This is a genomic window from Burkholderia sp. AU4i (assembly GCF_000466765.1).
Lineage (GTDB): Bacteria > Pseudomonadota > Gammaproteobacteria > Burkholderiales > Burkholderiaceae > Burkholderia > Burkholderia cepacia.
The window spans coordinates 54,432-80,431 of sequence record NZ_ASSI01000029.1 but is presented as its reverse complement, the minus strand read 5'-3'; the positions used below and the strand labels follow the sequence as shown (position 1 = coordinate 80,431).

20 protein-coding genes and 1 tRNA gene are annotated in these 26,000 nt (G+C 67.0%); 16 read left to right on the top strand and 5 right to left on the bottom strand.

What is annotated here, in order from left to right; translation table 11 throughout:
• The first annotated feature begins 720 nt into the window (after positions 1-720).
• The 7 genes from L810_RS04585 (at position 721) to L810_RS04555 (ending at position 14,856) form a co-directional block, all read left to right on the top strand.
• Positions 721-1,926: a capsule biosynthesis protein gene (locus L810_RS04585; protein ID WP_042973196.1), complete on the top strand. Its 1,206-nt coding sequence runs from the start codon at positions 721-723 to the stop codon at positions 1,924-1,926.
• On the top strand, positions 1,919-2,710 hold the full coding sequence (locus L810_RS04580) for an SDR family NAD(P)-dependent oxidoreductase (RefSeq protein WP_042973182.1): 792 nt from the start codon (positions 1,919-1,921) through the stop codon (positions 2,708-2,710). Before L810_RS04585 ends, L810_RS04580 begins: the two co-directional genes overlap by 8 nt.
• A complete protein-coding gene (locus L810_RS04575) occupies positions 2,707-4,239 on the top strand; it encodes an LTA synthase family protein (RefSeq protein ID WP_021157191.1) in 1,533 nt (510 codons plus the stop codon). Before L810_RS04580 ends, L810_RS04575 begins: the two co-directional genes overlap by 4 nt.
• Before the next feature lie 3 nt (positions 4,240-4,242).
• The gene (locus L810_RS04570) at positions 4,243-11,877 is read left to right on the top strand and encodes a type I polyketide synthase (RefSeq protein ID WP_042973180.1); all 7,635 of its coding nucleotides are present in this window, start codon (positions 4,243-4,245) and stop codon (positions 11,875-11,877) included.
• The gene (locus tag L810_RS04565; RefSeq protein ID WP_021157189.1) at positions 11,874-12,791 is read left to right on the top strand and encodes a UDP-3-O-acyl N-acetylglycosamine deacetylase; all 918 of its coding nucleotides are present in this window, start codon (positions 11,874-11,876) and stop codon (positions 12,789-12,791) included. Before L810_RS04570 ends, L810_RS04565 begins: the two co-directional genes overlap by 4 nt.
• A gap of 65 nt (positions 12,792-12,856) precedes the next feature.
• The gene (locus L810_RS04560) at positions 12,857-14,185 is read left to right on the top strand and encodes an aminotransferase class I/II-fold pyridoxal phosphate-dependent enzyme (protein WP_021157188.1); all 1,329 of its coding nucleotides are present in this window, start codon (positions 12,857-12,859) and stop codon (positions 14,183-14,185) included.
• Positions 14,182-14,856 carry a GNAT family N-acetyltransferase gene (locus L810_RS04555; RefSeq protein ID WP_021157187.1) on the top strand — a complete coding sequence of 225 codons (675 nt, stop codon included), beginning with the start codon at positions 14,182-14,184 and terminating at the stop codon, positions 14,854-14,856. The genes L810_RS04560 and L810_RS04555 overlap by 4 nt, the downstream gene beginning before the upstream one ends.
• A gap of 120 nt (positions 14,857-14,976) precedes the next feature.
• Here L810_RS04555 and cysC read toward each other — a convergent pair whose 3' ends face one another.
• From cysC to L810_RS04540, 3 genes are all read right to left on the bottom strand, one after another.
• Positions 14,977-15,507 carry an adenylyl-sulfate kinase gene (gene cysC / locus L810_RS04550; protein WP_042973178.1) on the bottom strand — a complete coding sequence of 177 codons (531 nt, stop codon included), beginning with the start codon at positions 15,505-15,507 and terminating at the stop codon, positions 14,977-14,979.
• 235 nt (positions 15,508-15,742) lie between these two features.
• Positions 15,743-16,576, bottom strand: coding sequence for a class II glutamine amidotransferase (locus L810_RS04545; protein WP_021157185.1), 834 nt, complete (start codon positions 16,574-16,576; stop codon positions 15,743-15,745).
• Positions 16,577-16,790: 214 nt separating this feature from the next.
• Positions 16,791-17,120 (bottom strand): carboxymuconolactone decarboxylase family protein, encoded by a 330-nt coding sequence (locus L810_RS04540; RefSeq protein WP_006484989.1) that lies wholly within the window; start codon positions 17,118-17,120, stop codon positions 16,791-16,793.
• Positions 17,121-17,250: 130 nt separating this feature from the next.
• Between L810_RS04540 and L810_RS04535 the strand changes: the two genes are divergently transcribed.
• From L810_RS04535 to L810_RS04495, 9 genes are all read left to right on the top strand, one after another.
• On the top strand, positions 17,251-18,198 hold the full coding sequence (locus tag L810_RS04535) for a cupin domain-containing protein (RefSeq protein ID WP_021157184.1): 948 nt from the start codon (positions 17,251-17,253) through the stop codon (positions 18,196-18,198).
• A gap of 102 nt (positions 18,199-18,300) precedes the next feature.
• Positions 18,301-18,744 carry an inner membrane protein YiaA gene (yiaA, locus tag L810_RS04530; protein ID WP_027788274.1) on the top strand — a complete coding sequence of 148 codons (444 nt, stop codon included), beginning with the start codon at positions 18,301-18,303 and terminating at the stop codon, positions 18,742-18,744.
• A gap of 138 nt (positions 18,745-18,882) precedes the next feature.
• Positions 18,883-19,947 (top strand): glycosyltransferase, encoded by a 1,065-nt coding sequence (locus L810_RS04525; RefSeq protein WP_021157182.1) that lies wholly within the window; start codon positions 18,883-18,885, stop codon positions 19,945-19,947.
• A 64-nt stretch (positions 19,948-20,011) separates the two neighbouring features.
• Positions 20,012-21,028 carry a hypothetical protein gene (locus tag L810_RS04520; protein ID WP_021157181.1) on the top strand — a complete coding sequence of 339 codons (1,017 nt, stop codon included), beginning with the start codon at positions 20,012-20,014 and terminating at the stop codon, positions 21,026-21,028.
• Positions 21,025-21,774 carry a hypothetical protein gene (locus tag L810_RS04515; protein WP_021157180.1) on the top strand — a complete coding sequence of 250 codons (750 nt, stop codon included), beginning with the start codon at positions 21,025-21,027 and terminating at the stop codon, positions 21,772-21,774. Before L810_RS04520 ends, L810_RS04515 begins: the two co-directional genes overlap by 4 nt.
• On the top strand, positions 21,771-22,928 hold the full coding sequence (locus tag L810_RS04510; protein WP_021157179.1) for a hypothetical protein: 1,158 nt from the start codon (positions 21,771-21,773) through the stop codon (positions 22,926-22,928). The genes L810_RS04515 and L810_RS04510 overlap by 4 nt, the downstream gene beginning before the upstream one ends.
• Entirely contained in the window at positions 22,925-23,542 is a 618-nt protein-coding gene (locus L810_RS04505) for a phosphatase PAP2 family protein (protein ID WP_021157178.1), read from the top strand. The genes L810_RS04510 and L810_RS04505 overlap by 4 nt, the downstream gene beginning before the upstream one ends.
• A complete protein-coding gene (locus L810_RS04500) occupies positions 23,542-24,486 on the top strand; it encodes a fatty acid desaturase family protein (RefSeq protein WP_021157177.1) in 945 nt (314 codons plus the stop codon). The genes L810_RS04505 and L810_RS04500 overlap by 1 nt, the downstream gene beginning before the upstream one ends.
• A gap of 66 nt (positions 24,487-24,552) precedes the next feature.
• Positions 24,553-24,963, top strand: a complete 411-nt coding sequence (locus tag L810_RS04495; protein ID WP_021157176.1) for a DUF3592 domain-containing protein — start codon at positions 24,553-24,555, stop codon at positions 24,961-24,963.
• Between the two features lie 98 nt (positions 24,964-25,061).
• On the opposite strand, the gene L810_RS04490 is transcribed toward L810_RS04495, so the two are convergent.
• Positions 25,062-25,138 (bottom strand) — tRNA-Lys (locus L810_RS04490).
• 108 nt (positions 25,139-25,246) lie between these two features.
• Entirely contained in the window at positions 25,247-25,996 is a 750-nt protein-coding gene (ybgF, locus tag L810_RS04485) for a tol-pal system protein YbgF (RefSeq protein ID WP_021157175.1), read from the bottom strand.
• Positions 25,997-26,000 lie beyond the last annotated feature (4 nt).

Below are 26,000 nucleotides of genomic sequence, written 5' to 3'. Positions count from 1 at the left end.
AGGCTGGGCGCAAACTGCCTGGTGCACATCCCGGGACGTACAATCATGTGCCGTTCCTGGCTCTTCGTACCACAGGCCGGAGCGGAGTCGCGATCTTGCTGTCCATGCCGCGCTGAATTCCGCGGGACGGCTGCGCGCGAAATTATAGCTGCGTTGAGTGCACGATATCACTCGTAGCTGACACTTTTGTGTTCTATATTGTGCGGTGGCGTTCGACAGGGCGCGAATTCGCCGTGATGTAGATGCACATAACAGAAAGATTGTGGCTATATCCACATGGTGTACAGGTCGGGTGTAATTGCCAGCCACCGCTGGTGGGCCATTTGCCGTCGTTCGCACTCCACGTGGGTGCTATCGAAAATTGGCGGCACCCCAAATTATTCTGACCAATTGTCTGATCTGAAAAATACCGAACTAGCAGAGTCGGATTCGGCTCGGGTGCAGGCGGGCGGCGGCCCGGGAGGGAGGGCGTTTGCGTCGTGCCCGGGCGCGCAGACGGGGCGTGCCGGAGTGTTGGTCGGCGTGGCGGAAGGCACTTCGACCGGGACGTTGTAATACGCCACATATTTCGTCTGCTGCCTTGTGGGCGCTCAGTTTGGAATGCTATATTCGGCGGCCTTGCGAATCGCGAGCAATCCCGGCGCGATGAATGCCAATTCCAGCGCCCGATTCGATGAATGAGGGCGATTCCCCCGGGATGCCCGGTTGGTTGATATTTCGATGCCTCGCTCTTTTCTTGTGCTGCAAGGCACGGCTTCCCCGTTCTTCAGTCGGTTGTCGGAGGCGCTCTCCGCCCGTGGTCACGCGGTATGCCGTGTCAATTTTTGCGGCGGCGACTGGTTGTACGGCCGGACGAGGGACGTCATCAACTATCGCGGGAAGACTTCCGAACTCCCGGATTGGTATGCGGATCTCGTTCGTCAGAAGGGGATTACGGACGTCTTGATGTTCGGCGATTGCCGTGAAATCCACCAGCACATGCATTTGGTATCCGAGCGGCATGGCCTTCGGTTGCACGTGTTCGAGGAAGGTTATATTCGCCCGCACTGGATTACGCTTGAGCGTCACGGCGTCAACGGTCGATCGCTGATGCCGAACAATCCCGAGAATATCCTTCAGTTTCAAGGGGATGTTCCGCCGGCGCAACCCGGAGTGGCAACAGGGTACAACCTTTTTGAGCGAGTCTTTCATGACATCGCATACCGTGTCGCGAACGCCCTGTTAGCTTGGCGGTTCCCATGCTACCGTAGCCATCGTCCGCGTAACGGACTAGTCGAATACACGGGGTTGGCGGTGCGTACATTGTTGCGTGGCCGGCATCACCGTCAGTCCGAGGCGGTTACGCGCGAGTTGCTCGACTGTGGGCGGCCGTACTATCTGTTTCCGCTGCAACTGAATTCCGATGCGCAGATCATTGTGCATTCGCCTTTTGACGGCGTGCGCGATGCCATCGATCAGGTGATTCGGTCGTTCGCGAAGCACGCATCCCAAGACGCAACCTTGGTCATCAAGAATCATCCGTTCGACACGGGGTTGATCGAATATCGGCGCTTCGCGATGTCGCTCGCGCGTGCAGCTGGTATTGACGGGCGTCTGCGCTTTATTGACTCCGGCCATCTGCCTACGCTACTGCAGTTTTCGCGTGGCGTGGTAGTGGTCAACAGTACGGTTGGCTTGTCTGCCTTGCACCATGAGCGCCCTTTAATGGCACTCGGTACTGCCATATATAATATGCGCGGCCTGACTTGGCAGGGAGGGCTGGATGACTTCTGGAGCAACAGCGAACCGCCCAATATGGTCCTCTATCATGCCTTTCTCGACTACGTGATGCATCACACGCAGATCAACGGTGATTTTTATACGCACACTGGCATTGCGATGGCGGTGAAGGGCGCTGTCGACCGTTTGGATTGCGTGGATGCGTAGCCGCGGGCCTGTTCATATCGTCATTACGGGTGCGAGCGCAGGCCTCGGCCGAGCCCTTGCACTCACCTATGCGCAACCGGGCATCGTGCTCGGTCTAGTCGGTCGCGATTGCGAACGGATCGCTGAGACCGCGGTAGCCTGTCGCTCGCGTGGTGCTGCTGTCGAGACCGGGGCAATTGACGTGTGCGACGCGGCGGCTATCGCCGCTTGGCTTGATGATTTCGACGCCCTTCACCCGATCGACCTGCTAATCGCAAACGCCGGCGTTGCCAGCACGATTGCGTCGGCCTCAGACTGGGAGGGGCTCGAGCGTACGGTGCGCGTCATCGATACCAATCTTTACGGTACGCTGAATACGGTTCTGCCCGTCATTGACCGTATGCGCGCTCGCAGGTGCGGCCGCATTGCCATGGTCAGTTCGATTGCTGCTCTGCGCGGCATGGCGATTTCGCCGGCCTATTGCGCAAGCAAGTCTGCCATCAAAGCGTATGGCGACTCGGTTCGGCCGCTGCTTGCACGAAGCGGCGTCGGCGTCACGGTGATCCTGCCCGGCTTCGTGAAGACGGCGATGAGCGACGTATTTCCTGGCGACAAGCCGTTCCTCCAGAGTGCCGAACGCGCGGCTGCATACATCCGGCGCCGGTTGGGCGCGGGCCACAGTGAGATCGCATTCCCCGGGCTGCTCGCGTTCGGCATGCGCTTGCTGTCAATCCTGCCCGCTGCACTATCCGACGCAATCCTCGATCGTCTGTCCTATCTGCCTTCGAAGGACCGGGTCAATTGAGCGCGCGTCTTGCCGTGACGCTGGCGGCCACCGTTGTGCTGTCGTTCGCGGTCGATGCGATTGCCGTCCCGCGGGCGCCGCTGCGACGGCCGATGCTGTCGTCAGTGCTTCACATTCTTTCCGTAGTCTTCCTGTTCGACGTGGTGTTTGCTGTTACATCACGGCCGCTCTTTTCGGCCTTCGCTGTGCTTGCGCTCGTTGGTCTTGTCGCCGCAGTCAGCAATGCGAAGTACGAGTCATTGCGAGAGCCGTTCGTATTTACTGACCTGAGCCTTTTCAGCCAGTTGTTTTCGCATCCCCGTCTTTACTTGCCGTTTTTGAGTCTCGGCAAAGTTGTCGCGATCGGTGCCGGCATCATGCTGGTGATCGCGGGCTTTGTCGTCGAGCGGCCCGTGTCTCCAGGCTCCCGCGCACTGATGTGGTTTGCGGCGGTGCTGCCGTTCATGCTTGCGGTGCCTGTGGCAGCCAGTCTGCCGTTTACGCTCGATCCCGATGCCGACCAGCGTCGACGCGGCTTTTTTTCCGTGTTCGTTGGCTATCTGCTCAATGGTTTGCGACCGGCCACGTTTCGCCGGTTTTGCGAGGTCGTGGCGGCCGGGCCGTTCGCAACCGGCAAGTCGACGCGACGCCCTGACGTGATCGTGATCCAGAGCGAATCGTTCTTCGATGCGCGCCGGCTCGGAGAGGCGGTCGAGCCGAGTCTCTTCAGGCGCTTCGACGACGCGCGTCGCGAGGCCGTCTGGCATGGCGAGATGACAGTGCCTGCGTGGGGGGCAAACACCATGCGAACGGAATTCGCGGTGCTGACCGGCACGGAATCCTTTTCGCTCGGGTACGCGCGCTTTTATCCTTACGCTTTTGCAAGAAATAAAATTGCGTCACTCGCTTCGTGGTTCGGCCGTTGCGGTTATGACACGGTCGCGATTCATCCCTATTATGCAGATTTCTTCGGGCGGCATCGGGTATTTCCGTTGCTCGGCTTCACACGCTTTCTCGATATTCGCCACTTTTCGTCGGCTTCCCGAGCAGGTCCCTACGTGGCGGACGCGGCAGTGTCGGATGCGATCGTCGCGGAACTCGAGGGGACCGGTAGCGACGGCCCGCGCTTCGTGTTTGCGATGACGATGGAAAACCACGGCCCGCTACACCTCGAGCAGGTTTTGCCTGGTGAATCGTCTTCACGGCATACTCTCGGCGAGGACGCATCTTGGCGAGATTTGACCGCGTATCTGCGGCACATAGAAAATGCGGACGCAATGATCGGGCGCCTGATCGATTATCTGCGTACCAGTAGTCGTGAAACGATCGTTTGTTTCTACGGCGACCACGTCCCCGCTTTGCCTCATGTTTTCCAAAAGCTGGGCGTTACTCCGCAACGCAGCGATTACTTTATTTGGCGAAATTACGGCACAGTTGTGGCGAGATGCCGGAATTTGGCCGCCGAGGAGTTAGGAGCGGCACTGCTGCATGTGGTACAAGATGACGGAAACCGCACGAAACAGCCGTGCGCATCCGAGAAAGCGACATAAAAGATGAACAGTAAGATTGCAATAATTGGGGTGGCTTGTCGGTTTCCCGGGGGCGCTAACGATCTTGGCGACTTCTGGCAACTGCTGCGCGACGAACGCGACGCAGTGACCGAAATCCCCGCCGATCGCTTCGGCACCGATTTCTACCAGCACCCGTCCAAGCGCGAACCGGGCAAGAGCTACACGTTCTCGGCCGGCGTCGTCGACAACGTCGCCGGCTTCGATGCCGCATTCTTCGGCATTTCCCCGCGCGAAGCGGCACAGATGGACCCCCAGCAGCGCCTGCTGCTCGAACTCGCATGGGAAGCGTTCGAGGACGCCGGCGTGCGCCCGGCCGACATGCGCGGCAGCAACTGCGGCGTCTTCGTCGGCGCCGCCAGTATGGATTACGGCAACCGCAACATGGACGATCTGAACGTGATCGATCCGTATTCGGCGACCGGCAACACCCTGAGTATCGCGTCGAACCGCGTGTCCTACCTGTTCGACCTGCGCGGCCCGAGCATGTCCGTCGATACGGCCTGCTCGTCGTCGCTCGTCGCGCTCCACCAGGCCGTCAAGGCGCTGCAGTCCGGCGAAGCCGACATGGCGCTCGCGGGCGGCGTCAACCTGCTGCTGCACCCGTTCGGTTTCGTCAGCTTCTCCAAGGCGTCGATGTTGTCGCCGCGCGGCCGTTGCCGCGCGTTCGATGCGACCGGCGACGGTTATGTCCGCTCGGAAGGCGGCGCGTTCGTGCTGCTCAAGCCGCTCGATCGCGCGCTCGCCGACGGCGACACGATCCATGCGGTGATCGCCGGCTCCGGCGTGAACTCGGTCGGCCACTCGCCGGGCGGTATCAGCGTGCCGGGCGCGGCCGCGCAAGCATCGCTGCTGCGCAGCGTCTACGCGCGCGCGGGCATCGATCCGCAGTCCCTGGCGTATCTCGAGGCGCACGGCACCGGCACGGCGGTCGGCGATCCGATCGAGGCGCGTGCGCTGATCGACGTCGTGTCGGGCGAGCGCCCGGCCGATCGTCCGCTGCTCATCGGTTCGGTGAAGACCAACATCGGCCACCTCGAAACGGCGTCCGGCATGGCCGGGCTGCTGAAGGCCGTGCTGTGCCTGAAGCATCGCGCGGTACCGCGCTCGCTGCATTTCGTCACGCCCAATCCTGGCATCGATTTCGACGGTGGGCGTCTGCGTGTCGTCGATCGCTTCATGCCGCTCGACGCGGGCGACGCGCCGCTGACGGTCGGCGTCAACTCGTTCGGCTTCGGCGGGACGAACGCACACGTCGTGCTGACCGAGGCGCCGGCTGCAAACGAGGCGTCGGCGGCCGCGCCCGAGCCGACTCACGCGCAGTTGTCTCCGCTCGTCCTGACCGCGCGCAGCGCGAATGCGCTCGGCGCGCTCGCGGGCCGCTATCTGTCGATGCTCGACAACGGCGGCGACTGGCAGGCGCTTGCCGCCGCGGCCGCACGTCGTCGTCAATGGCTCGAGCATCGCGCGATCGTCGCGCCGGCCGACGCGGACGAAGGCCGTGCGGCACTCGCGGCGCTGGCCCAGCCGGCACCGGAAGGGTTGCCCGCCTGCGTAGCGACCGGCCAGGCCCCGGCCGACACGCCACGCACCGCGCTCGTCTTCTCGGGCAACGGCTGCCAGTGGGTCGGGATGGGCAACGAGCTCTATGCCGAGAACGCCGTCTTCCGCGCGGCGCTCGACGAAGTCGACGCGCTGTGGTGCGCCGACGGCAGCCCGTCGCTGGTCGACGTGATGCGCGGTGGCCCGAGCGCGGAATGGCTGGCCGGCGCGGGCGCCGAATGGCTCGCCGCGACGGAGAACGCGCAGCCGCTGCTGTTCGCGATCCAGGTCGGCATGATCCGCGTGATCGATGCGAGCGGGATGCGTTACGACGCGGCGATCGGCCATAGCGTCGGCGAGATTGCCGCAGCGTGGGTGACGGGCGCGCTGTCGCTCGCCGACGCGGTGCGCGTGATCAAGATCCGCAGCCGCGCGCAGGCGATGACGCGCGGCAGCGGCCGGATGGCGGCCATCGGCATCGGCGATGCAGCGGCGCGCGAACTGATCGCGCGCCACGGGCTTGCGCGCCGTGTCGAGATCGCCGGCATCAACAGCCCCGATGCGGTGACGCTCGCGGGCGAGCTGCAGGGGCTGCAGGCACTGGAGGCGGCGCTGCGCGGCAGCGGCAAGTTCTTCCAGATGCTGGATCTCGACTACGCATTCCACAGCAGCCACATGGATCGCATCGAGCCGGTCGTGCTGGCCGAACTGGCGAGCCTGCGGCCGCAGTTGGGCAACGGCACGTTCGTGTCGACCGTGACCGGCGGCGCGCTTGCCGGTACCGAGCTCGATGCGCGCTACTGGTGGCGCAATATCCGTGAGCCGGTGCGCTTCGGCGACGGCATCGCGCATCTGATCGAGCAGGGCGTGCGACTGTTCGTCGAGGTTTCGCCGCACTCGATCCTGCGTACGTACGTGAAGCAGGCGCTCACGGCCGCCGGCGCAACTGGCACGGCGCTGCCGACGCTCAAGCGCGGTCACGGAAGCGCGGCGACGCTGCGGCAGGCGATTCTCGCGGCGATCGCGCACGGCGCGAGCGTCGATCCCGACCGCTTTGCGCCGGGCGAATCGCGTGCTGCGTTGCCGTCCTATCCGTGGCAGCGCGACCGCTTCTGGCTGACGCCGACCGTCGAAGGGTACGGCCTCGTCAATCGCCGTCGCGAGCATCCGCTGCTCGGTTATCGCCTGCATGAGCACGCATTCGCGTGGGAAAACCAGCTCGATCCGGCGAAGCTGCCGATGCTGGCCGATCACGTCGTCGACGGCGGCGTGGCGTTCCCGGGCGCGGGTTACGTGGAAATGGCCCTCGCCGCGGCGCGAACGTTCTTCGATACGCCGGATGCGGCACTCGAAAACGTCGAGATCCGCACGCCGGTCGTATTCCAGCCGCAGCAGGCGAAACTGTTCCGGCTCGTGATCGAGCCGCGCACCGCGACCTTCACGATCGAGACGCGCGACCGGATGTCCGACAGCGCGTGGACGCTGAACGTAACAGGGCGGATGCTGGAAAGCGGCAACGCGCTCGGCGATACGAGCGTCGTGCCGTCCGCCGTGCTCGATCGTCTGCTCGCGCTGCCCGCGGCCGACGGCGACACGCTGTACGCAAACACCGCGGCCATCGGCCTCGGCTACGGGCCGGCGTTCCGCTGGGTTCGCACCGTGCGGGTTGCCGCGAGTGACGGCGAGGCGCTGGCGGACGTCGCCGCGCCGGCCGCATGCGGCGATGCGCGGGCCTTGTCCGCGTATCTGCTGCATCCGGCGCTGATGGACAGCGGGTTTCATCCGCTGTTCGCCTTGCTGGCGGCGCACGCCCGCGAAGGCGAGCATCCGGCTTACGTGCCGGTGCAGATCGGCCGGGTCGACTATCTGCGCGGCGACACGGTCGAGCGGGTGCGCGTGCAAATCGACCGGCACAGCCCGCATTCGATCGTCGCGCATTTCGAATTCCTCGACGCGTTGGGCGCGATCGTCGCGCGGCTCGGCGCTTGCCGGTTCCGGCGCGTCGATCTCGTCGGCCGTCGGCAGAACCTGCCTGCACGCTTCGTCTATCGCCTTGAAGACATGCCGCTGCCGGGCGACGTCGATGCAGCCGGGTTGCCGGCTCCCGACGCGTTGCTCGCGCAAGCCGTCGCGCGGCTGGACGCAACCGGTAACGACGTCCGCCGGACGCAGCATCTGACCGAAATCCTGCCGCTGCTCGACGTGCTGGCGAGCCTCTACGCGCTCCGCGCGTTCGATGCGCTTGGCGCATTCGCCGGCACTTGGCAGCCGGCGGCCGGGCGTGCGGCGCTGGCCGCGCGTCTTGCCGACATGCTGGTCGAGGATGGTCTCGCTCATCGCGACGGCGCGCTGCTCGTGCGCGACGACGCAGCGTGCGCGGCGCTGCCGCCGCTCGACGAGCTGTGGCGCGGACTGCTGGCCGAATCGCCGGGGCACGTGGCCGAACTGACGCTGCTCGCGCATTGCGGCGCGGCGTTGCCCGACGTGCTGGGCGGCGCAAAGGATGGAGCCCGCTTGCTGTCGCCGACCGGGCACAGCCTGGTCGAGCAGCTCCTTGCCGCGTCGCCGACGTGGCAGCACGTGCACGCGTTGCTGACCGCAAGCGTCGAGCAGGCGGTCGATGCATGGCAGCCGGCACGCCGGCTGCGTGTGCTCGAACTCGGCGCGACGGACGGCGACGTGCTGCAGACGCTCGGGATGCATCTCGCTGCCGCGCGCTGCGACCACACGATCGCGGCGACGGCCGGCCAGCTGGCCGGTTTCGACACGGATGCGGAAGCGGTGGTGCGCACGGTGGCACTGCAGTCGGGCGAGCGGCTGTCGCTGTCGGCCGATGACGCCGGGCCTTACGACCTGATCGTCGCGAACCGCGCACTGAGCGACCGTCATGATGTGGTCGATGCACTGAATGCGATGCGGTCGTGGCTGGCGCCGGGCGGACTGCTGTTGCTGGCCGAATCGCGTCACGGCCGCTTCTCCGACATCGTGTTCGCCTCGCAGGCAACGTCGACGGAAGCCGCTGCCCCCGCGCCGCTGGCGCCGGCCGATCTCGAGGCAGCGCTCGCACGCGCGGGTTACGTCGACGTCGTGCGGCACGTCGAGCAATCGCTCGATCTGGACGGTACGCCGACGTTCGTCATCGCGCGCAACCCCGCGAGCGCCGCTGCTGCGCAACGCACCGGCGACTCGAGCGATCTCGGTACGCTCGCACGCAACGAACAATGGCTCGTGATGCACGCGCCGGGTGCCGCCGGCGGTTTCGGCGGGCAGCTGGCCGACGCGCTGGCGCGCGCGGGTTATCCGGCCGACATCGTGGACATCACGCATGCGGTCGACGCGATTGCGTCGTTGCCGGCCGGGCAGCCGGCGCACGTGGTGTTCTGCGCACCGGAAACGCCGCTGGCCGAATCGGCGACGGGCGACGGCCTGATGGCTGCGCAGCGTCACGGCGCGATCGCGCTGGCGGCGCTCGTCCGTGCACTCGGCGCGCAGCCGAACGCGGCCACGCGCCTGACCGTCGTCACGCGCGGCGGCGCGCCGTTCGCCGGGGCCGCGAATGCGCATCCGGAACAGGCAACGCTGTGGGGCCTCGGTCGCGTGCTGGCGAACGAGCATCCCGAACTCGCGTGCCGCCTGATCGACGTCGATCGCGCGGTGGACGGGATTCCCGACGCACTGATTCGCGAGCTGACCGGCTCGGCGGTCGAGGAAGAAGTCGTCCTGGGCGCACACGGGCGTCTGGTGCCGCGCATGCTGACGGCCGCGCAGGCCGCGGCTCGCAGCGATGGCGCGATCGCGCGTGCGGCCGTGCTCGCGTTCGATGCACCGGGCTCGTTGCGCAATCTCGAATGGTTCGCGTTGCCGGAAAGCGCGCTGGGCGCGGACGAGGTGGAGATCGAGCCGGTTGCGACCGGCCTCAATTTCCGCGACGTGATGTATGCGATGGGGCTCTTGTCCGATGAGGCGGTCGAGACCGGTTTCGCGGGCGCGACGATCGGCATGGAGCTGTCCGGCCGCGTCGTCCGCGTGGGCAGTGCCGTGACGGCATTCGCGCCGGGCGATGCGATTCTCGGCTTCGCGCCGGCCTCGTTCGCGACGCGCGTCAGGACGCGCGCGCAAGCGATCGCGCTGAAACCCGAGCGTCTGACGTTCGAGGAAGCCGCGACCGTGCCGACCACGTTCTTCACCGCGTATTACGCGCTCGTCGAACTTGCTCGGCTGCGTCGCGGCGAGCGCGTGCTCGTGCACGGCGGCGCGGGCGGCGTCGGGATCGCCGCGATCCAGCTTGCACGCCATTTCGGCGCGGAAGTGTTCGCGACGGCCGGCAGCGACGAGAAGCGCGAGTTCGTGCGCCTGCTCGGTGCCGACCACGTGCTCGATTCGCGCAGCCTCGCGTTCGCCGACGACATTCGCGTGCTGACGGGCGGGCAGGGCATCGACATCGTGCTGAATTCGCTCGCCGGCGAAGCGATGGTGCGCAGCATCGACACGCTGCGTCCGTTCGGTCGTTTCCTCGAGCTCGGCAAGCGCGATTTCTACGAAAACAGCCATATCGGGCTGCGGCCGTTCCGCAACAACATCAGCTATTTCGGCATCGATGCCGACCAGTTGATGGGTGCGTTGCCGGAGCTGACCGAACGCCTGTTCGGCGAAGTGATGGCGCTGTTCGCCGCAGGCGTGCTGCATCCGCTGCCGTATCGCGCGTTCCCCGCCGAACGAGCGGAGGATGCGTTCCGCTACATGCAGCAGGCGCGCCAGATCGGCAAGGTACTCGTGACCTATCCGTCCGGCACGCCGGCCCCGACGCGCGGCGTCACGCGCGCGGGCTCGCTCGCGCTCGATCCGCATGGCACGTACCTGGTGGTCGGCGGCACGGGCGGGCTCGGGTTTGCGAGCGCGCGCTGGATGGTCGAGCGCGGCGCTCGCCGGCTGACGCTGGCGAGCCGTTCCGGCGAGCTTGCCGGTGCGGCCCGCGAGGAGGTCGAGCGCTGGCGCGCGACGCTCGGCGTCACGGTCGATGTCGTCTCGTGCGATGTGACCGATGCCGCGGCGGTCGATGCGATGATTGCCGCGATCGTGCGGCGCGGCAGCCCGCTCAAGGGCGTGCTGCATTCCGCGATGTCGATCGACGACGGCCTCGTGCGCAATCTCGACGATGCGCGGATGGCCGCGGTGCTCGCACCGAAGGTGGCCGGCGCGTGGAACCTGCATCGCGCGACACGCGCGCTGCCGCTCGACCTGTTCGTCGTCTATTCGTCGGCGACGACCTATCTCGGCAATCCGGGGCAGTCGAACTACGTCGCGGCCAACACCTTCCTCGAGGCGCTCGTCGAACATCGCCGCGCGGCCGGGTTGCCCGGCACGTTCATGGCGTGGGGCCCGCTCGAGGACGTCGGCTTCCTCGCGCGCCACGCGGATACGCGCGAGGCGTTGCAGTCGCGGATCGGCGGTGCCTCGATCACGTCCGACGAGGCGATGGCCGCGCTTGAGCGCGCGCTGGTCGCGGGCGCGGCCGGCGAAGCCGTGGTCCGGCTCGACTGGCATGCCGTGGCGCGCGGGATGCCCGCCGCGAAGGCACGCCGGTATTCGCTGCTGCAATCGCATGCGAAGGGCGGCGATGCGCGCGACGGCGGCACGCAGTTGCGGGAAGAAGTGCTGGCCTTGCCGCGCGATGAAGCAATCGCGCTGGTTGCCCGGACGCTGCAGGCGCAGATCGCGCGGATCCTGCACATGACGCCGGATCGCATCGCGCTCGACAAGTCGGTGCTCGACATGGGCATGGATTCGCTGATGGGGATGGAGCTTGGCCTGGCGGTCGAGGAAGCGTTCGAGGTCAAGCTGTCGGTGATGGCGATTGCCGAGGGCGCGTCGGTGACGACGCTGGCCGGACGCATCGTCGATTCGATCGGCGCGTCGGCCGATGCGTCCGACGCCGGGGCGGCGACCGATGCCGCTCAGGAAGCCGTTGCGGCGCTTGCCGCGAAACACGCGATCGAAGGCGAAGCGCGCGCGATGCTCGATACGCGGCCGGCGCCCGTGGCGGGCCAGGTGTCGCCGACGCTGGAGGTCGCGCGATGAGCGCGCCGTCCGGCTGGGCGACGCGCCAGGGCACGCTGGCAGGTCCGCTGGCGATCGACGGCCACGGGCTGCACACGGGGCGCCGGGTGGGGGTGCGGATCCTGCCCGCGCGGCCGGAAGACGGCGTGACGGGAATCGTGTTCCGTCGCGTCGCGCAGGGGCGCACGCTCGCGACGCTGCCGGTCGATCCCGCGCTGCGCCGCGCCCAGCCGCTCTGCACGATGCTGCGCAATGCCGACGGCGTCGGCGTTCGCACGATCGAGCATCTGCTCGCGTCGCTGCTCGCATGCGAGATCGATCACGCGATCGTCGAGATCGACGCCGAGGAAGTGCCGATTCTCGACGGCAGCGCCACGCCGTGGGTGGATGCCATCCGCGCGTGCGGCCGGGTCGCGCTCGATGCGCCGAAACGCTTCATCCGCGTGCTGCGGCCCGTCGTCGTCGGGGATGGCGAGGGCGACCAGCGGCGCGAAATGCGGGTCGAGCCGGCGCCGCGTTACGAACTGAGCGTGCGCAACGACCTGCGCGGCTTCGGCGACATGCATTGGGACGGTGCGCTGACGCCGGCCGCATTCGAAACCGAAATCGCGCCGTCGCGCTCGTACGGGCGCGTGAAATGGGCCGTGCCGGCGATCGTCGCCGGCTATCTGCGCGGCGTGCCGATCCTGCGCGGCGCACGGCCGTCGTGCACCGCGTCCATCGTCGGCAGCCGCGTGCTGGGCGGGATGCGCTTGCCGGATGAATTCGTCCGGCACCGCGTGCTCGACCTGGTCGGCGATCTCGCGCTGGCCGGCGCGCCGCTGCTGGCGCGCGTGAGCGCGCTGCGGCCGAGCCACGAGATGAATTTCCGGCTGGTCGACGCGCTGCTGGCCGCGCCCGACGCGTGGCAGTGGGCCGAGTTTTCCGACGCGTGACACCACGTCTTTTCATGACGCGCGGCGTAACATAGCGTCTTTTTCGAGATTAAGCGAAGGAAGCAATGGCACTGGGAGAGCATCTTCGCCAGCAACTGGCGGCGAAAGCGCTGAAACGGCAGCTGGAGCGCGCGACGGATGCTGCCGCGGCACCGGGCGTGCCCGGCACGCAGGCAGCGCAGACCGCATCGGCGCGCAGCCGCTTCGAATCGATGCCGCAGTATCAGCAGGTCAGGATCATGCGCGAGATGGGCGAGAAGCTGCGCGTCGACTCGCCGTTTTTCCGCGTGCACGACGGCGTCGCCGGTGCGACGACGCAGATCGGCGGACGCGAATACCTGAACTTCGCGAACTACAACTACCTCGGCCTGGCTGGCGATCCGGACGTGTCCGCGCGCGCGAAAGCCGCGATCGACCGGTACGGCACGTCGGCATCGGCGAGCCGGATGGTCGCGGGCGAACGCCCGGTGCAGCGCGATCTCGAACGCGCGTTGGCCACGTTCTACGAGACCGACGACTGCGTCGCGTTCGTGAGCGGCCACGCGACGAACGTGACCGTGATCGGCGCCCTGTTCGGCCCGGGCGACCTGATCGTCCACGATACGCTCGCGCACAACAGCATCGTGCAGGGCGCACAGCTGAGCGGCGCGAAGCGGCTGAGCTTCGCGCACAACGACTGGCAGGCGCTCGACGAACTGCTCGCGCGCGTACGCCGCGAATACCGGCACGTGCTGATCGCGATCGAAGGGCTGTACAGCATGGACGGCGATTTCCCCGACCTGCAGCGCTTCGTCGACGTGAAAACGCGCCACGGTGCATTCCTGCTGGTCGACGAGGCGCATTCGCTCGGCGTGCTCGGCGCGACCGGCAAGGGCATCCGCGAGCATTGCGGCGTCGCGCCCGACCAGGTTGACATGTGGATGGGCACGATGAGCAAGACGCTGGCCGGCTGCGGCGGCTTCATCGCCGGCTGCCAGCCGCTCGTCGACATGCTGCGCCATCTGGCGCCGGGTTTCCTGTACAGCGTCGGGCTGGCGCCGACGCTCGCCGAAGCGTCGCTGGCCGCGCTCGAGCGCCTGCAGGCCGAGCCGGAGCGCGTCGCGCGACTGCAGGCGCGCGGGCGGCAGTTCCTGAACGAAGCGCGTGCCGCCGGTCTGAATACCGGCACGAGTGCCGGGTTCGCGGTCGTGCCGGTGATCACGGGGAGCTCGCTGAAGGCCGCGCAATGGGCCAATGCGATGTTCGACGAAGGGATCAACGTGCAGCCGATCTTCTATCCGGCCGTCGAGGAAAAGGCTGCGCGCCTGCGCTTCTTCATCTGCTCGACGCACGAGCCGGAACAGATCAGCCGGACGGTTGCCGTGTTGTCGCGACTCGCGGGGCGCAGCGGATGACGCTGGCCGGTGCGTTCGCGCAAGCGGCTCCGCGTGCCGGCGAGCGCGTGCGGTTTCGTGCGGCCGAGGCGAATGACGCGGCGTCGTGCGGGCCGCTCGTGTTTGCGTCCGGCGTGGCGGAATTCGGGTTTTTTCTCGGCGAAAGCGATGCGCGCTGCATCGCTTTCCTGCAGCAGGCATTCCGGTCGCGTCATGGGCGCTTCTCGTGGCGCCGGCATCGCGTCGCGGTCGCTGACGACGGCAGCGTGCTCGCCGTGATGGCGATTCACGACGGGCAACGGACGATGTTCGACGACGTGCATGTCGTGTGGGCGCTGGCGCGCTTCTTCGGCGTGCGCCGCACGATCGGGCAGCTGTTGCGCGGGCTGATTCTCGAAACGGAAATTCCGGCGCCGAAGCGTTCGCAGATTCTCGTCGCGCATTGCGCAACCGACGAGCGACAGCGCGGCACGGGGATCTTCAGCGCGTTGTTCCGTGACGCGCTGGACACGGGGGCATTGCCGGCCGACGGCAGCCGCGATGTCGTCCTCGACGTGCTGACCCGCAACGCGAGGGCCCGCGCGCTGTACGAACGGCTCGGGTTCACCGCAATGCCGCGGCCGCGCGCCCGTTCGCGCCGGCTGCCCGCCGGACTTGATTCGGTCCGGATGCGGTTTGATCGTCGCGGCTGACGTGATTTGCGCCGTGGACTGAACGGCCGCTGCTGAACATCGGCACGACGCGCGGACACGATCGTCATTCGTTCGAGCAGCGCGCCGAAGACCGAGGGACGGCGGCTGACTCCGATGATGTCAGTCGCTCAGCGGCAGTTTCCGGATGATCGCGTCCACGCACTCCAACGGACCTGCCTCGGCCGTCTTGACGTGTACGTCGGGGGAGTGCGGTCGCTCGTACGCGGAATCGATACCGGTGAACTGGCGAATGGCTCCTTGCCGGGCCAACGCATACAACCCCTTCGGGTCGCGCGCCTCGGCGACCTCCAATGCAGCATCGACAAAGACTTCGACGAACGTGCCTTCGTCAAAGCGCGCGCGGGCTTTGTCACGCGCTGCCTGAAATGGCGAGATCAATGCGGCGATGACAATGAATTCGGCATCCACCAGCAGCCTGGCCACTTCGGCAGTTCTCCGGATATTTTCATGGCGATCGGCATCGCTGAACCCTAGATCACGGTTCAGCCCCTCGCGCAAGCGGTCGGCATCCAGCAGATAGGTGCGAAGTCCGCGTGCATCGAGCTGTTCCTTCAGCAGGTTCGCCAGTGTCGATTTGCCGGCACCGGAGATCCCGGTCAGCCACACCACGAAGGCTCGATTCTGTTTCACACGAGGTCGTGCCGGTTCGCAGTCCGTCGGCCTGACGGGTGGCCAATTCTTGGAATCTTGGGTCATTTCCGATTAGAGGTACGGACGATCGCACAGTTACTTTGTTCGGAGTCTCGTCGACTTCCGTTGACAATTGTAACGCGCCGGTATGTTTGTAATCCGTTATTTTCCGGGTGTATTCGTTCTTCCACATACGTTTGGCATCCCCTTACGAAGCCTTCAATGGTGCCGCCCGCTACTTCCGCCGCGGCGCGAACGGCCGCTGCTGCACATCGGCACCCTGCGCGACGATCGCCGTGCTCTCCGGCACTTCCTCCCACGCGCCGCGCAGGTCGACGAGTGGCTCGGACACGACCATGAATGCGTCGTCTCCGGCTTCGGCGATGCGCGGGTTGTGCGGATACAGCTCATGGAGGTGCTTGAACGACGTGCTGTGGAACAGCGAACGCGACTGCCGTTCGCTCGAGTAACGCACCGCGATGATCCGCTCGCCGTCGGTTGCGCAGATCGTCATGTTGAGCGGTTCGTCCACGCGGTGGCGCGCGGCCGTTTCCTCGACCATGCCGACCATCCGCTCGAGCGCGGGCAGCGGCATCTGCTCGAGGCCGTAGGTCAGCGCGAGGCGGAACATCAGTTCGGAGTCGGTCGAGCCTTCGAGCGTCGGGAACAGCGCGGGATCGACCTTCATCGTCAGGTCGCGGCGCAGCTTGTGGAAGTCGCGGATCAGCCCGTTGTGCGCGAACAGCCAGCGGCCGTGGCGGAACGGGTGGCAGTTGGTTTCCTGCACCGGCGTGTCGGTGGCCGCGCGGATATGCGCGATGAACATCCGCGAGCGGATCGCGCGTGCGGCTTCGCGCAGGTTGCGGTCGTTCCACGCGGGATGCACGGAGCGGTAGCGGAACGGCAGTTCGTCGGGGCGCCCGTACCAGCCGATGCCGAAGCCGTCGCCGTTGGTGGTCGTCGCCCCCAGCTCCGAATGCAGGCTCTGGTCGATCAGCGAATGCTTCGCGCGGAACAGCACGGTCTCCAGATGGATCGGATTACCCGTATAGGCGAGCCAGCGGCACATGGAGCGCTCCTTCACGATGGATCGTTCGCGCATGGTAGCCGACTTCGCAGCGCATCCTTGCCCGCGCGCGCCCGGCCAGCCATTCGGGCAGGTACGCTGGCCAATCGTCATACGTCAGTTGCCCGGGTGCGCGGCGCGCAACCGGGCAGACATGCAGCCATGAAACCATGCAGCCGGGCGCCGCCACGCGACGGCAGCGCCGCGGCCGTCAGGTTCAGTCGCCCAGCGCGTCCATCACGCGCGCCGAATAGACGAGCGCCGCACCCGCGTTCAGCGCAATCGCGACGCCGAGCGCTTCCGCTACTTCCTCCTTCGTCGCGCCATGCTTGGCCGCTTCGGCCGTGTGCACGGCGATACAACCGTCGCAGCGTGTCGTGACCGCCACCGCTAGCGCGATCAGCTCGCGCGTCTTTGCGTCGAGATGGCCGGTCTTCGCGCCGGCGCCGGATAGCGCCTTGTAGCCGGCCAGCGTGTCCGGCGACAGCTTGGCGATGTCGCCGATACGCGTCGAGAGTTCCTTCCGGTATTCGTTCCAGTTCAGCATGATGCGTCCTTTTCGAGAAGAGGTGAGGAGGGCGGCGGGCGCCGCGATCTCGGGCGATGCAGGCTTATTCTGATCGTTCGCGCTGAGGGTTTCGATACGCTAGAGTGTCAATTTTTAGCGCAATCGTCTCATGGATGCCCTGAGTCAACTGCTGTCGCTGGGCCGCAGCCATGTCGAGCTCGACGTGCGCTGCCTGCTCGGCGGGCCGTTCGCGATGCCGCACGACCCGCTGCCGCCGGGCGAGGCGGCGTTTCACCTGGTGCTGGCCGGAACGTGCCGGCTGCATACCGCGGAAGGGCGCACGCTGCAGCTCGCCGACGGCGATTTCGTGCTGCTGCCCGCGGGCGGCGCGCACGAGCTGCTCGACGCCGGCGCGGGCCGGTCGCGGCCGGTTGCGGCGCTGCGCGAACACGGCGCCGGCGGCGGCGCGGTGCTGCCGGTCAAGTCGAATCTCGATTCGACCGAACCGGGCGGCGCGAGCGTGGACCTGCTGTGCGGACGGTTCGTCTATGCGCGCGGCGCAGGCGAACTGCTGATGCGCACACTGCCGCACGTGCTGCATGTCGGGCTGCGCGAGGCATCGGGGTTCGCACCGCTGCAACTGCTGACGAGCGTGCTGCGTACCGAGGCGTCGAATGGGCAGCCGGGCGCCGGCGCGATCGTGAACGCGCTCGGCCAGGCACTGCTCGCGTATGCGTTGCGCGCGTACGGCCGTGGCGCGCGCGTGCCGTCCGGCTGGCTCGCGCTCGCCGCCGATGCGCGGCTCGGCCCGTCGGTACAGGCCGTCCTGCAGGCACCGGAGAAGCCGTGGACGGTCGAGTCGCTCGGCGACACATCCGCGATGTCGCGTGCGACGTACGCCCGGCATTTCCGCGCGCGGGCCGGAATGAGCGTCGGCGCGTTCGTCGCACAGATCCGGATGATGCATGCGTGCGCGCTGCTGCAGGACACGCAGCGCGGGCAGGCGGAGATCGGGCAGGCGGTCGGTTACCAGTCGGAAGCCGCGTTCGGCAAGGCGTTTCGCGCGGTGCTCGGCACGACGCCGGGGCGCTGGCGACGCGCGCAGCGCGAATCGTAAGACTGCAAGCAAGCCGTCTTGCCGCGTGCCAAAGCTGCTACCATGCGCGAAACGCAGTTCAACGAAAACGATTTCGAACAAGAAGAAAGAGAGGGCAAAGCAATGAACCAGACCACCATCCAGCAACCGTCGTTCGCGTTCGTGGCCGCGTCGTGGGCCGCGCTGCTCGCCGGTTTCGCAGCATTCCTGATCGGTCTCTGGAACGCCGGCATGCAGCTCAACGAGAAGGGTTACTACTTCACCGTGCTGGTGTTCGGCCTCTACGCGGCGATCTCGCTGCAGAAGAGCGTGCGCGATCGCGCGGAAGGCATTCCCGTCACCGGCATCTACTACGGCCTCAGCTGGATCGCGCTGCTGCTGTCGATCGCGCTGCTGATCGTCGGCCTCTTCAATGCGACGCTGCAACTGAGCGAGAAAGGCTTCTACGCGATGTCGTTCGTGCTCGCGCTGTTCGGCTCGGTGGCCGTGCAGAAGAACACGCGCGACCTGCAGAACGCGAAGCCGCGCTATACCGACGCCGAATCGGCGCCGTCCGTCCAGGAGTGACCACACGCGAGGCGGGCGCCTTCCGGGCCGCCCGTTTTGCGACGACGGTCGCGGGCGACCCGCATCCGCCAATGCGCGCGGGCTCGCCGCCCATTCGTTTCATCCATGCCGTCGCGCATGACGATGGAGACATTCAGGATGCCGGACATCACGAAAACCTCGCCGCGCACGCGCGCGGCGGCTCACGCCGTGGCGGCGAAGGCCGCGCTCGTGCTGGAAACGAACAACCTGCGCGGCGGTGCCGGCCTCGCGCAGGCCGTCGATAGCCTGAAGCGCCTCGTTTCGGCGCTGTCGCAGCAGACCGTGCCGCCCACGGCACTCGCGCAATGGATCATCACGCACGACGGGCTGCCGGCCGATGCGTGCGCGGAGATCGTCGCGCTGGCCGGCCGCCCGATCGACTTCGTCGAGATCGGCGCGAGCACCGGCTACTACGATGCGAAGAACGACGGGTTCGATCGCATCGACGCGGATCGCTGCGACATCGTCGTTTTCGGCGATGCCGATTGCCGGCCGGCCGACGACTGGCTCGAGCACCTGCTCGCGCCGTTTGCACGCGAAGCCGGCGATGCACCCGTCGCGGTGGCGGGGCGCACGAGCTATGCGCCGAACGTGCTCGGCATCGCGCTGACGTCGATCGATTTCATGTATTTCCCGAGCCCGCTGCGCGCCGGCGCGACGCGCAACTTCTACGCGAACAACGTCGCGTTCCGGCGCGACGTGTTCGCGCAATTTCGCTACGAGCCGCTCGACGGCGTCTATCGCGCGCACTGCCAGGTGATGGGGCTGCGGATGCAGGCGGCCGGTGTGGCCGTCGAATTCGCGCCGGCCGCGCATACCGAACATCGGCTGCCGGACACGCATCGCGAATCGCTGAAGCTGCGCTGGATGCGCGGCGAGGACAGCGTCGGGCTGACGCCGTATCTCGTGAACGCGTACCTGCCGCGAGGATGGCAGTGGCTCGGACGCAGCGGCCCGCTCGGCCCGTTCTGCGTGATGGCGATGCGGCTCGGCTACAGCCTGCGCGCGCTCGATCGCCAGCAGTTGCCGCGGCTCGGCGCCATGCGTTATCTCGCGGCCGTCGGCGTCACGATCGCGGCGTCCGCCGTCGATACGCTCGGTGCGCTCGCGCGCGGTTTCGGTCTCGCCGGGCGCGCTTCGGCCCGGCGCGATCTCGACGCGCTGTCCTATCACCGTCATTGAACCGGCGCCGCGCATCGCGCGCGGTCACGACACGCCGCACCCTGCCTTCATTCCGACCACGACCATGCCTTCTCTCGCCGCCCGTGTTGCCTGCATCGCCCTGTTTGCCGCCAGCGCCGGCGCCCATGCCGCGCCGGTCGATCACGCGGGGCGCGGGATCTACCACTTCGCGTCGCAAAGCGGCTGCCCGTTCGCGAACGCGGCCGCCGCCGACTGCAATCGCGTCGCGCTCGATGCGCCCGACGTTCACGCGAGCATCGATACCGATGCGCACGCGATCGTCTTCTCGAGCGATGCGACGCGCCGCACGAAGGACGTGCTCGGCGACGTGCTGCTTCAGGGCACGGGCGTCGACCGCGACGGCCGGCGCGTGCCGTTGAGCGTGCACGTGCTGCTGCGTCGCGACGGCGCGAAATGGGACCGTGACGTGTACGTTCATGCGCCCGTGCACGGCACGTTCACCGATGCGCGGATCGATCCGTATCGCGTGCGCGTGAAGGAGGGCGATGGCGAACGCGAGGTGCTCACGCCGGACGAAACGCTGGCACTGTTCGCGCATCCGTCGCTGGCATCGCGGCTCGCGCGGCATCTCGTCAAGGTGAGCGCGACCGATCCGAAGCAGCCGTCCGCGGACGACATCACGATCGCACTCGGCGTCGGCGGCCTGACGAAGTCGGTCGCGCGCGCGAGCTTCACGTCGAGCGCGCCGCACGATGCGGACGTCGATCGCGCACTGGCATCGGGCACGTGGTCGATCCGTTTCGACGCACTGAGCAATCACATTCCGGTGTGGGTCGCGCAGCGCGAGCTGTTCCTGTTCGGTCTCGACGGCAGTGCGCTGCTGAAAGACGTGCGCGAGCGCGGTTTCCGCAAGAACGACCGGATCGAATTCGGCGCGCGCGACGGCAACGGTTATCTGCGCGTGAACGGCCGCGAGGAGGCATTCGCGGGGGCGACCGCGTCCGCGCATGCGTTCATGCAGGAAAGCTTCATCGGCCTGATCCTCGGATGGCGTCGCGATCCGGCCGCCGCCGCGGCATCCGCGACGAAATCCGCGTCCGCACGCGGTGTGCCGGCATGACCGCGGCAGGCGAGCTGCCCGCGTCGTCGCCGGCGGCGCACGATGGACGCTTCGACTGTCTCGATGCGCCCGCGCCGCGCGGTACGGCACGGGTGCGTGCGTACCTCGTCGATCGTATCAAGCGGGCGGCGATCCGGCAGCTTCATCGCAGCACGCATGGCGAGCGCTGGGTGCTGCGCATGTACCTGATCGGCGAGGAAGCGACCGAGTGCGCGTTGCACGAGGACTGGACCGGCCAGCCGCCGGACTGGCTCGCGCCGCGGATCGAGCAGCATCTCGCGGACGAGCGTCGCCACGCGGCCGCGTTCGCCGAAGCGCTGCGCGCACGCGGCGTCGCGCCGTCGACCGCGCCGCACGAGCCGGACTGGCTGAGCCGGCGCAAGATCATGCGGTGGCGCCGGCTCGCGCAGCGCCATGCGCCGCATTTCGCGCAAGGCGTGCTCGTGCCGGCCTATGCGACGGGGCTGTGTGCGGAGCAGATGGCGATGCGCGTGCTCGCGCGCCACTGCGCGACGATCGGCGCTGCCCATCCGCTGTATCCGCTGCTCTCGCGCGTGCTCGCGGACGAGACGCGGCACGTCCGGCTCTGCGCGGACACGCTGCGCCGTCTCGTCGCGCCGTCCGAGCTTGCGCGGCTCGCCGCGTTGCTGGACGAGATCCGCGCGATCGAAGCCGGTTTCGGCGTGACGGGCGCGCTGGCGATGTACGCGGCCGGCTGGCTCCAGTCGCTTCGTCCGCGCGCATGATGCCGAGGATCGTCTATCTCGCGACGGCCGACGCGCGCGGCCACCTGATGCGCGCACAACTGGTCGTGCATGCGTTGCGCGCGGCCGGCGCGCAGGTCGACGTGCTGACGACGTCCGATGCGGGGCAGGCGTTTCTGGCCGCGTTCGACATCGACGCAGCCGTGCTGTCCCGTCACTACGCGGTGCAGTTCGACGAACGGCAGAACATGCTGCGCGATGCGACCGATCGTAATGTCGCGCATTACGTGTTCCGGCCGACGCGCATGCTGCGCGACATCGCGCGGCTGCGTGCGATCGGCCGCGATGCCGATCTCGTGATCAACGACTCGTTTCATCCGGCGCTGCTGTTCATGGGCGCGATGCCGGGCTGGCGGCGTCGCGTCGTTCACGTGTACGGCGGCAGCCTGCGCCGCGCGTTGACCGCGAATTTCGATGCGCGGCTGCCGCGTGTGCTGGCGCGTGCTTTCGCACGGATCGTCGACTGGCAGATCGATTCGGCGCGGTGCTGCATCGAACACGATTTTGCATACGATGCGGCCGACGAAGTCCGGCAGGCCCACGCGCATTGCCGGCTGCCGACTCCGGTGCCGATCGTCGCCGAACGGCCGGCCTCGGAGCTGGCCGCCGCAGCCGTCTATCTGAATCCGCACTTCCGCGATATCGCGCTCGCCGATGCGTTGTCGGCTGGCATGCGCGACGCGGGGCTCGCCGCACACCGTGTGGGCGAGGGCTATGCGGGGCACGACGGCTGGACCGGCGTCGACGCCGACTGGGTGACGCGGGCTGCTCATGCACCGCTGATCGTGTCGGCACCCGGTATGGCTGCGCTGTCGATCGCACGCGTGTATCGCCGCCCGATCCTGCTCGTGCAGTCAGACCAGCCCGAGCAGGCGAGCAACGCCGCGCGCGCCGCACAGCTGCAGCTCGTGCACCGCGTCGTCACATGGCGCGGCGATGCGGTCGCGTTCCGATGGGAAGTCGGGCAGGCCGCGGCCGAGCTGATGTGCGATCCCGGTACGCAGGCAGGAACGATCGCCGGCCGCGAGCATGCGCGTGCGCGCGTGGACGCGTGGACGTCGCGCCTCCTGGCGCTGCGTCCGTGTGCGCAGGTGGCCGATGCCGATACGCGCTGCGAGGCGCCGGCGCCACGATGAATTCGCTGTCGTTTCGTGACGATCGCCGGCCCGATATCCGGCAGATGCTGGCCGCGACGTTCGGCATGGCAGCCGGCCTCGCGATCTTCTTTCTGCTGGAGCGCGGCGTCACGCCGCGCCATGTGTTCGCCACGGCGATCGATGCGCGGATTCCGTTCTTCGCGTGGTCGTGGTTCGTCTATGTCGGCTTCTTTCCGTTCGTGATTGCGCTCGCCGGGTATGCCCGGCCGCCCGCGTTCGCCGCGTTCAGGGAAGCGGTGCTGATCGCGTTCATGCTCGGTGTCGTGTGTTTTCTGCTGTTTCCGGAAGCCGTGCCGAGGCCCGACGTCGCGGAGATCGGCAACGCGTTCGTACGCCACCGCCTCGCGCGCATGTGGCAGCTCGATCTCGCGGCCAACGGCTTTCCGAGCCTGCACGTCGCGGTGACGTGTCTGGCCTGCCGGATGCTGGCGGACCGGCGGCGGCTAGGGACCGTGACGGTCGGCCTGCTGATCTGCACGTCGACGCTGACGCTCAAGCAGCATACGGTCGCCGATGTACTGGGAGGCGTGGCGCTCGCGATGGTCAGTGCGCTGTGGGTCGAGCGGCGTTCGCTGCGCAGGAGGCTCGCTTGATGGATACCCGCGCTCACCCGGCCGGGCCGAATGCCGAGCTTGCGCGGTTCGTGCCGGATCCCGCGTTGTTTCGCGTGAGCGCCTCGCGTGTCGGTGCGGCGCTGGCGGGCGACTGGCTGATGATTGCCGCTGCGTTTGCCGTTGCGATCGCGTTTGCGCATCCGCTCGTGTACGCGTTGGCCGCGATCGTGATCGCGCGCAGCCAGCTGGCACTCGCGGTCATGATGCACGAAGGCGCGCACGGGTTGCTGGCGCGGAACCGGCGCGTCAACGACGCGCTGGGCCAGCTGTTCGCGGCCGGCCCGCTGTGGCTGTCGCTGCGTACGTATCGCGCGGGCCATCTGAAGCACCATCGCGCGCCGATGCAGCCGGACGATCCCGTCGCGCTGCTGTTCGGCGTGAACGACTATCCGGTGACGCGCAGGCGCCTGATCGGCCGCCTGCTCGCATACGCGTGCGGGATCGGCTACGTGACGAGTGTCGTGAAGCTAGCGCGCGGCGAGTTTGCGCATGCGTTGCCAAAGGTCGGGAAGTCGCGCGCGTATGCCGCGTGGGAGGTCGTGTCGATGCTCGCAGGCAACGGTGTGCTGTTCGGTGCGCTCGCGTGGGCCGGACATCCGCTGCTGTACGTCACGTTGTGGATCGTGCCGTCCGTCACGTTGCTGCCGCTCGGCGGGCAGGTGCGCGCGATCTTCGAGCACGCGGGGCTGCCGGCAGGTGCCGACCAGAGCCGCAACGCGCGCACGATCGCCCGGCGTTCGTGGCAGACGTTCCTGTTCGGCCCGCACGCGATTCATTTTCACATCGAGCATCACCTGTTCATGCGGATGCCGTTCCATCACCTGCCGGCCGTGCATCGGCAGCTCGTGCAGCGGCAGTTGCTGCCTGACCGCAATCTGTATGCGGGATATGGTGAGGTGCTGCGCGACGTCAGCGTGCATTGACGCGCGAGAGGGGGTATTGCCTGCCTCGTCCGGGGCGGGAATCATGAGCGGATCGATACCGGGAACATGATGGTCGACAAGCCTGCGAGGTTCAATTGCGTGGCGCTGGCGATCGGCGCGATCCTGGCGGTGTGGGGTGCGGAAACGATCGACGAACGGCTCGCGTTTATCGAATCGTCCGTTGCCGTGCAAGGGACGGTCGTCCGGTTAACCCACGGCGCGCATCACCCGTTGATCGAGTTCGTGACGATAAGCGGCGAACGCGTTTCGTTTCCGGGGAGCTTCGTGACGGTGGAGTTCGGCGACACGGTGCCGGTGCGCTACGATCCGGCCTGGCCGCTAGCCAGCGCAACAGTCGACACGTTCACGAACATGTGGCTCGAGTCGATCATCTCGATCGCTTTCACGATCGCGTTTCTTTACGCCGGCTTGAAGGGAAAGTCGCTTCTGCCGGAACCGGGGGGAGGCGCCGAGTAGTGCGGCCCGCATCGCGGAGATGCCTGCCATCGACACGGATGCGACAGACGCAAAAAAGCCTCCGCTTGGGAGGCTTTATTTGCACTATCAAAGATAGTTGGTAGGGTGGGAGGGACTCGAACCCTCGACTCTCTGATTAAAAGTCAGATACTCTAACCAACTGAGTTACCACCCCACGTTCTTGAAACCTGTTGGTTCGTTGCTTGAACAACTTGGGCAACGACCCAAAGAGCAAAAGATTATAGCGACGGAATATCAGGCTGTCAACATTCCGCCGCGATAATTATTTGATCGTTTCAAGCTTGCCCTGCGCCGTCTGTGCAGCATTCGACCCGGCGTACTGCGAGACGACCTGCTCGAACGTCTTTTTCGCGGCCGCCTTCTGGCCTTGCTCGAGCTGGTTCGTGCCGATCGCCACGAGGGCGTCGGCCGCGCGCGGGTGCTGCGGGAACTTGCTGACGATCCCTTGCCACGTCGCAGTCGAACCGCGGTAGTCGCGCAGTGCGTATTGCGCATTGCCGTACCAGTACTGCGCGGTCGGCTGGTAGGGGCTCTGCGGATACTTCGCGATGAACGCGCGGAACGAAGCCGCGGCCGCCTTGAAGTTGCCGTTGCGGAACTGCTGTTGCGCCGCATTGAGCGCATCCGTTTCACCCGGCTGCACGGTGCCTTCGACACCATCGATCGTCGCCTGCTGCGGCTCGAACTTCTTGAGCCGCGTGTCGAGATCCTGGTAGTACTCCTTCTGCTGCCGTTCGAGCGTCGTCAGCCGGTTCGTCAGATCCTCGTTCTCGCCGCGCAGCGTCGCGACCTGCTGGTTCAGCTGGTCGAGACGGCCGGATTGATCGAGGATCGTACGCTGGGCGGCCGACAACTGGCTGGCCAGGTTGTCGGTCTTGGTGCGCAGATCGAGCACGGCGCGGCGCGCTTCGTTGTCGTCGAACACGCCGGCGTGCGCCGGCGCGACCGACCACGCCGCGCCCGCGACGCAGAATGCTGCGGCAACGCGCAGCAGGGATACACGGTGCGTCATACGG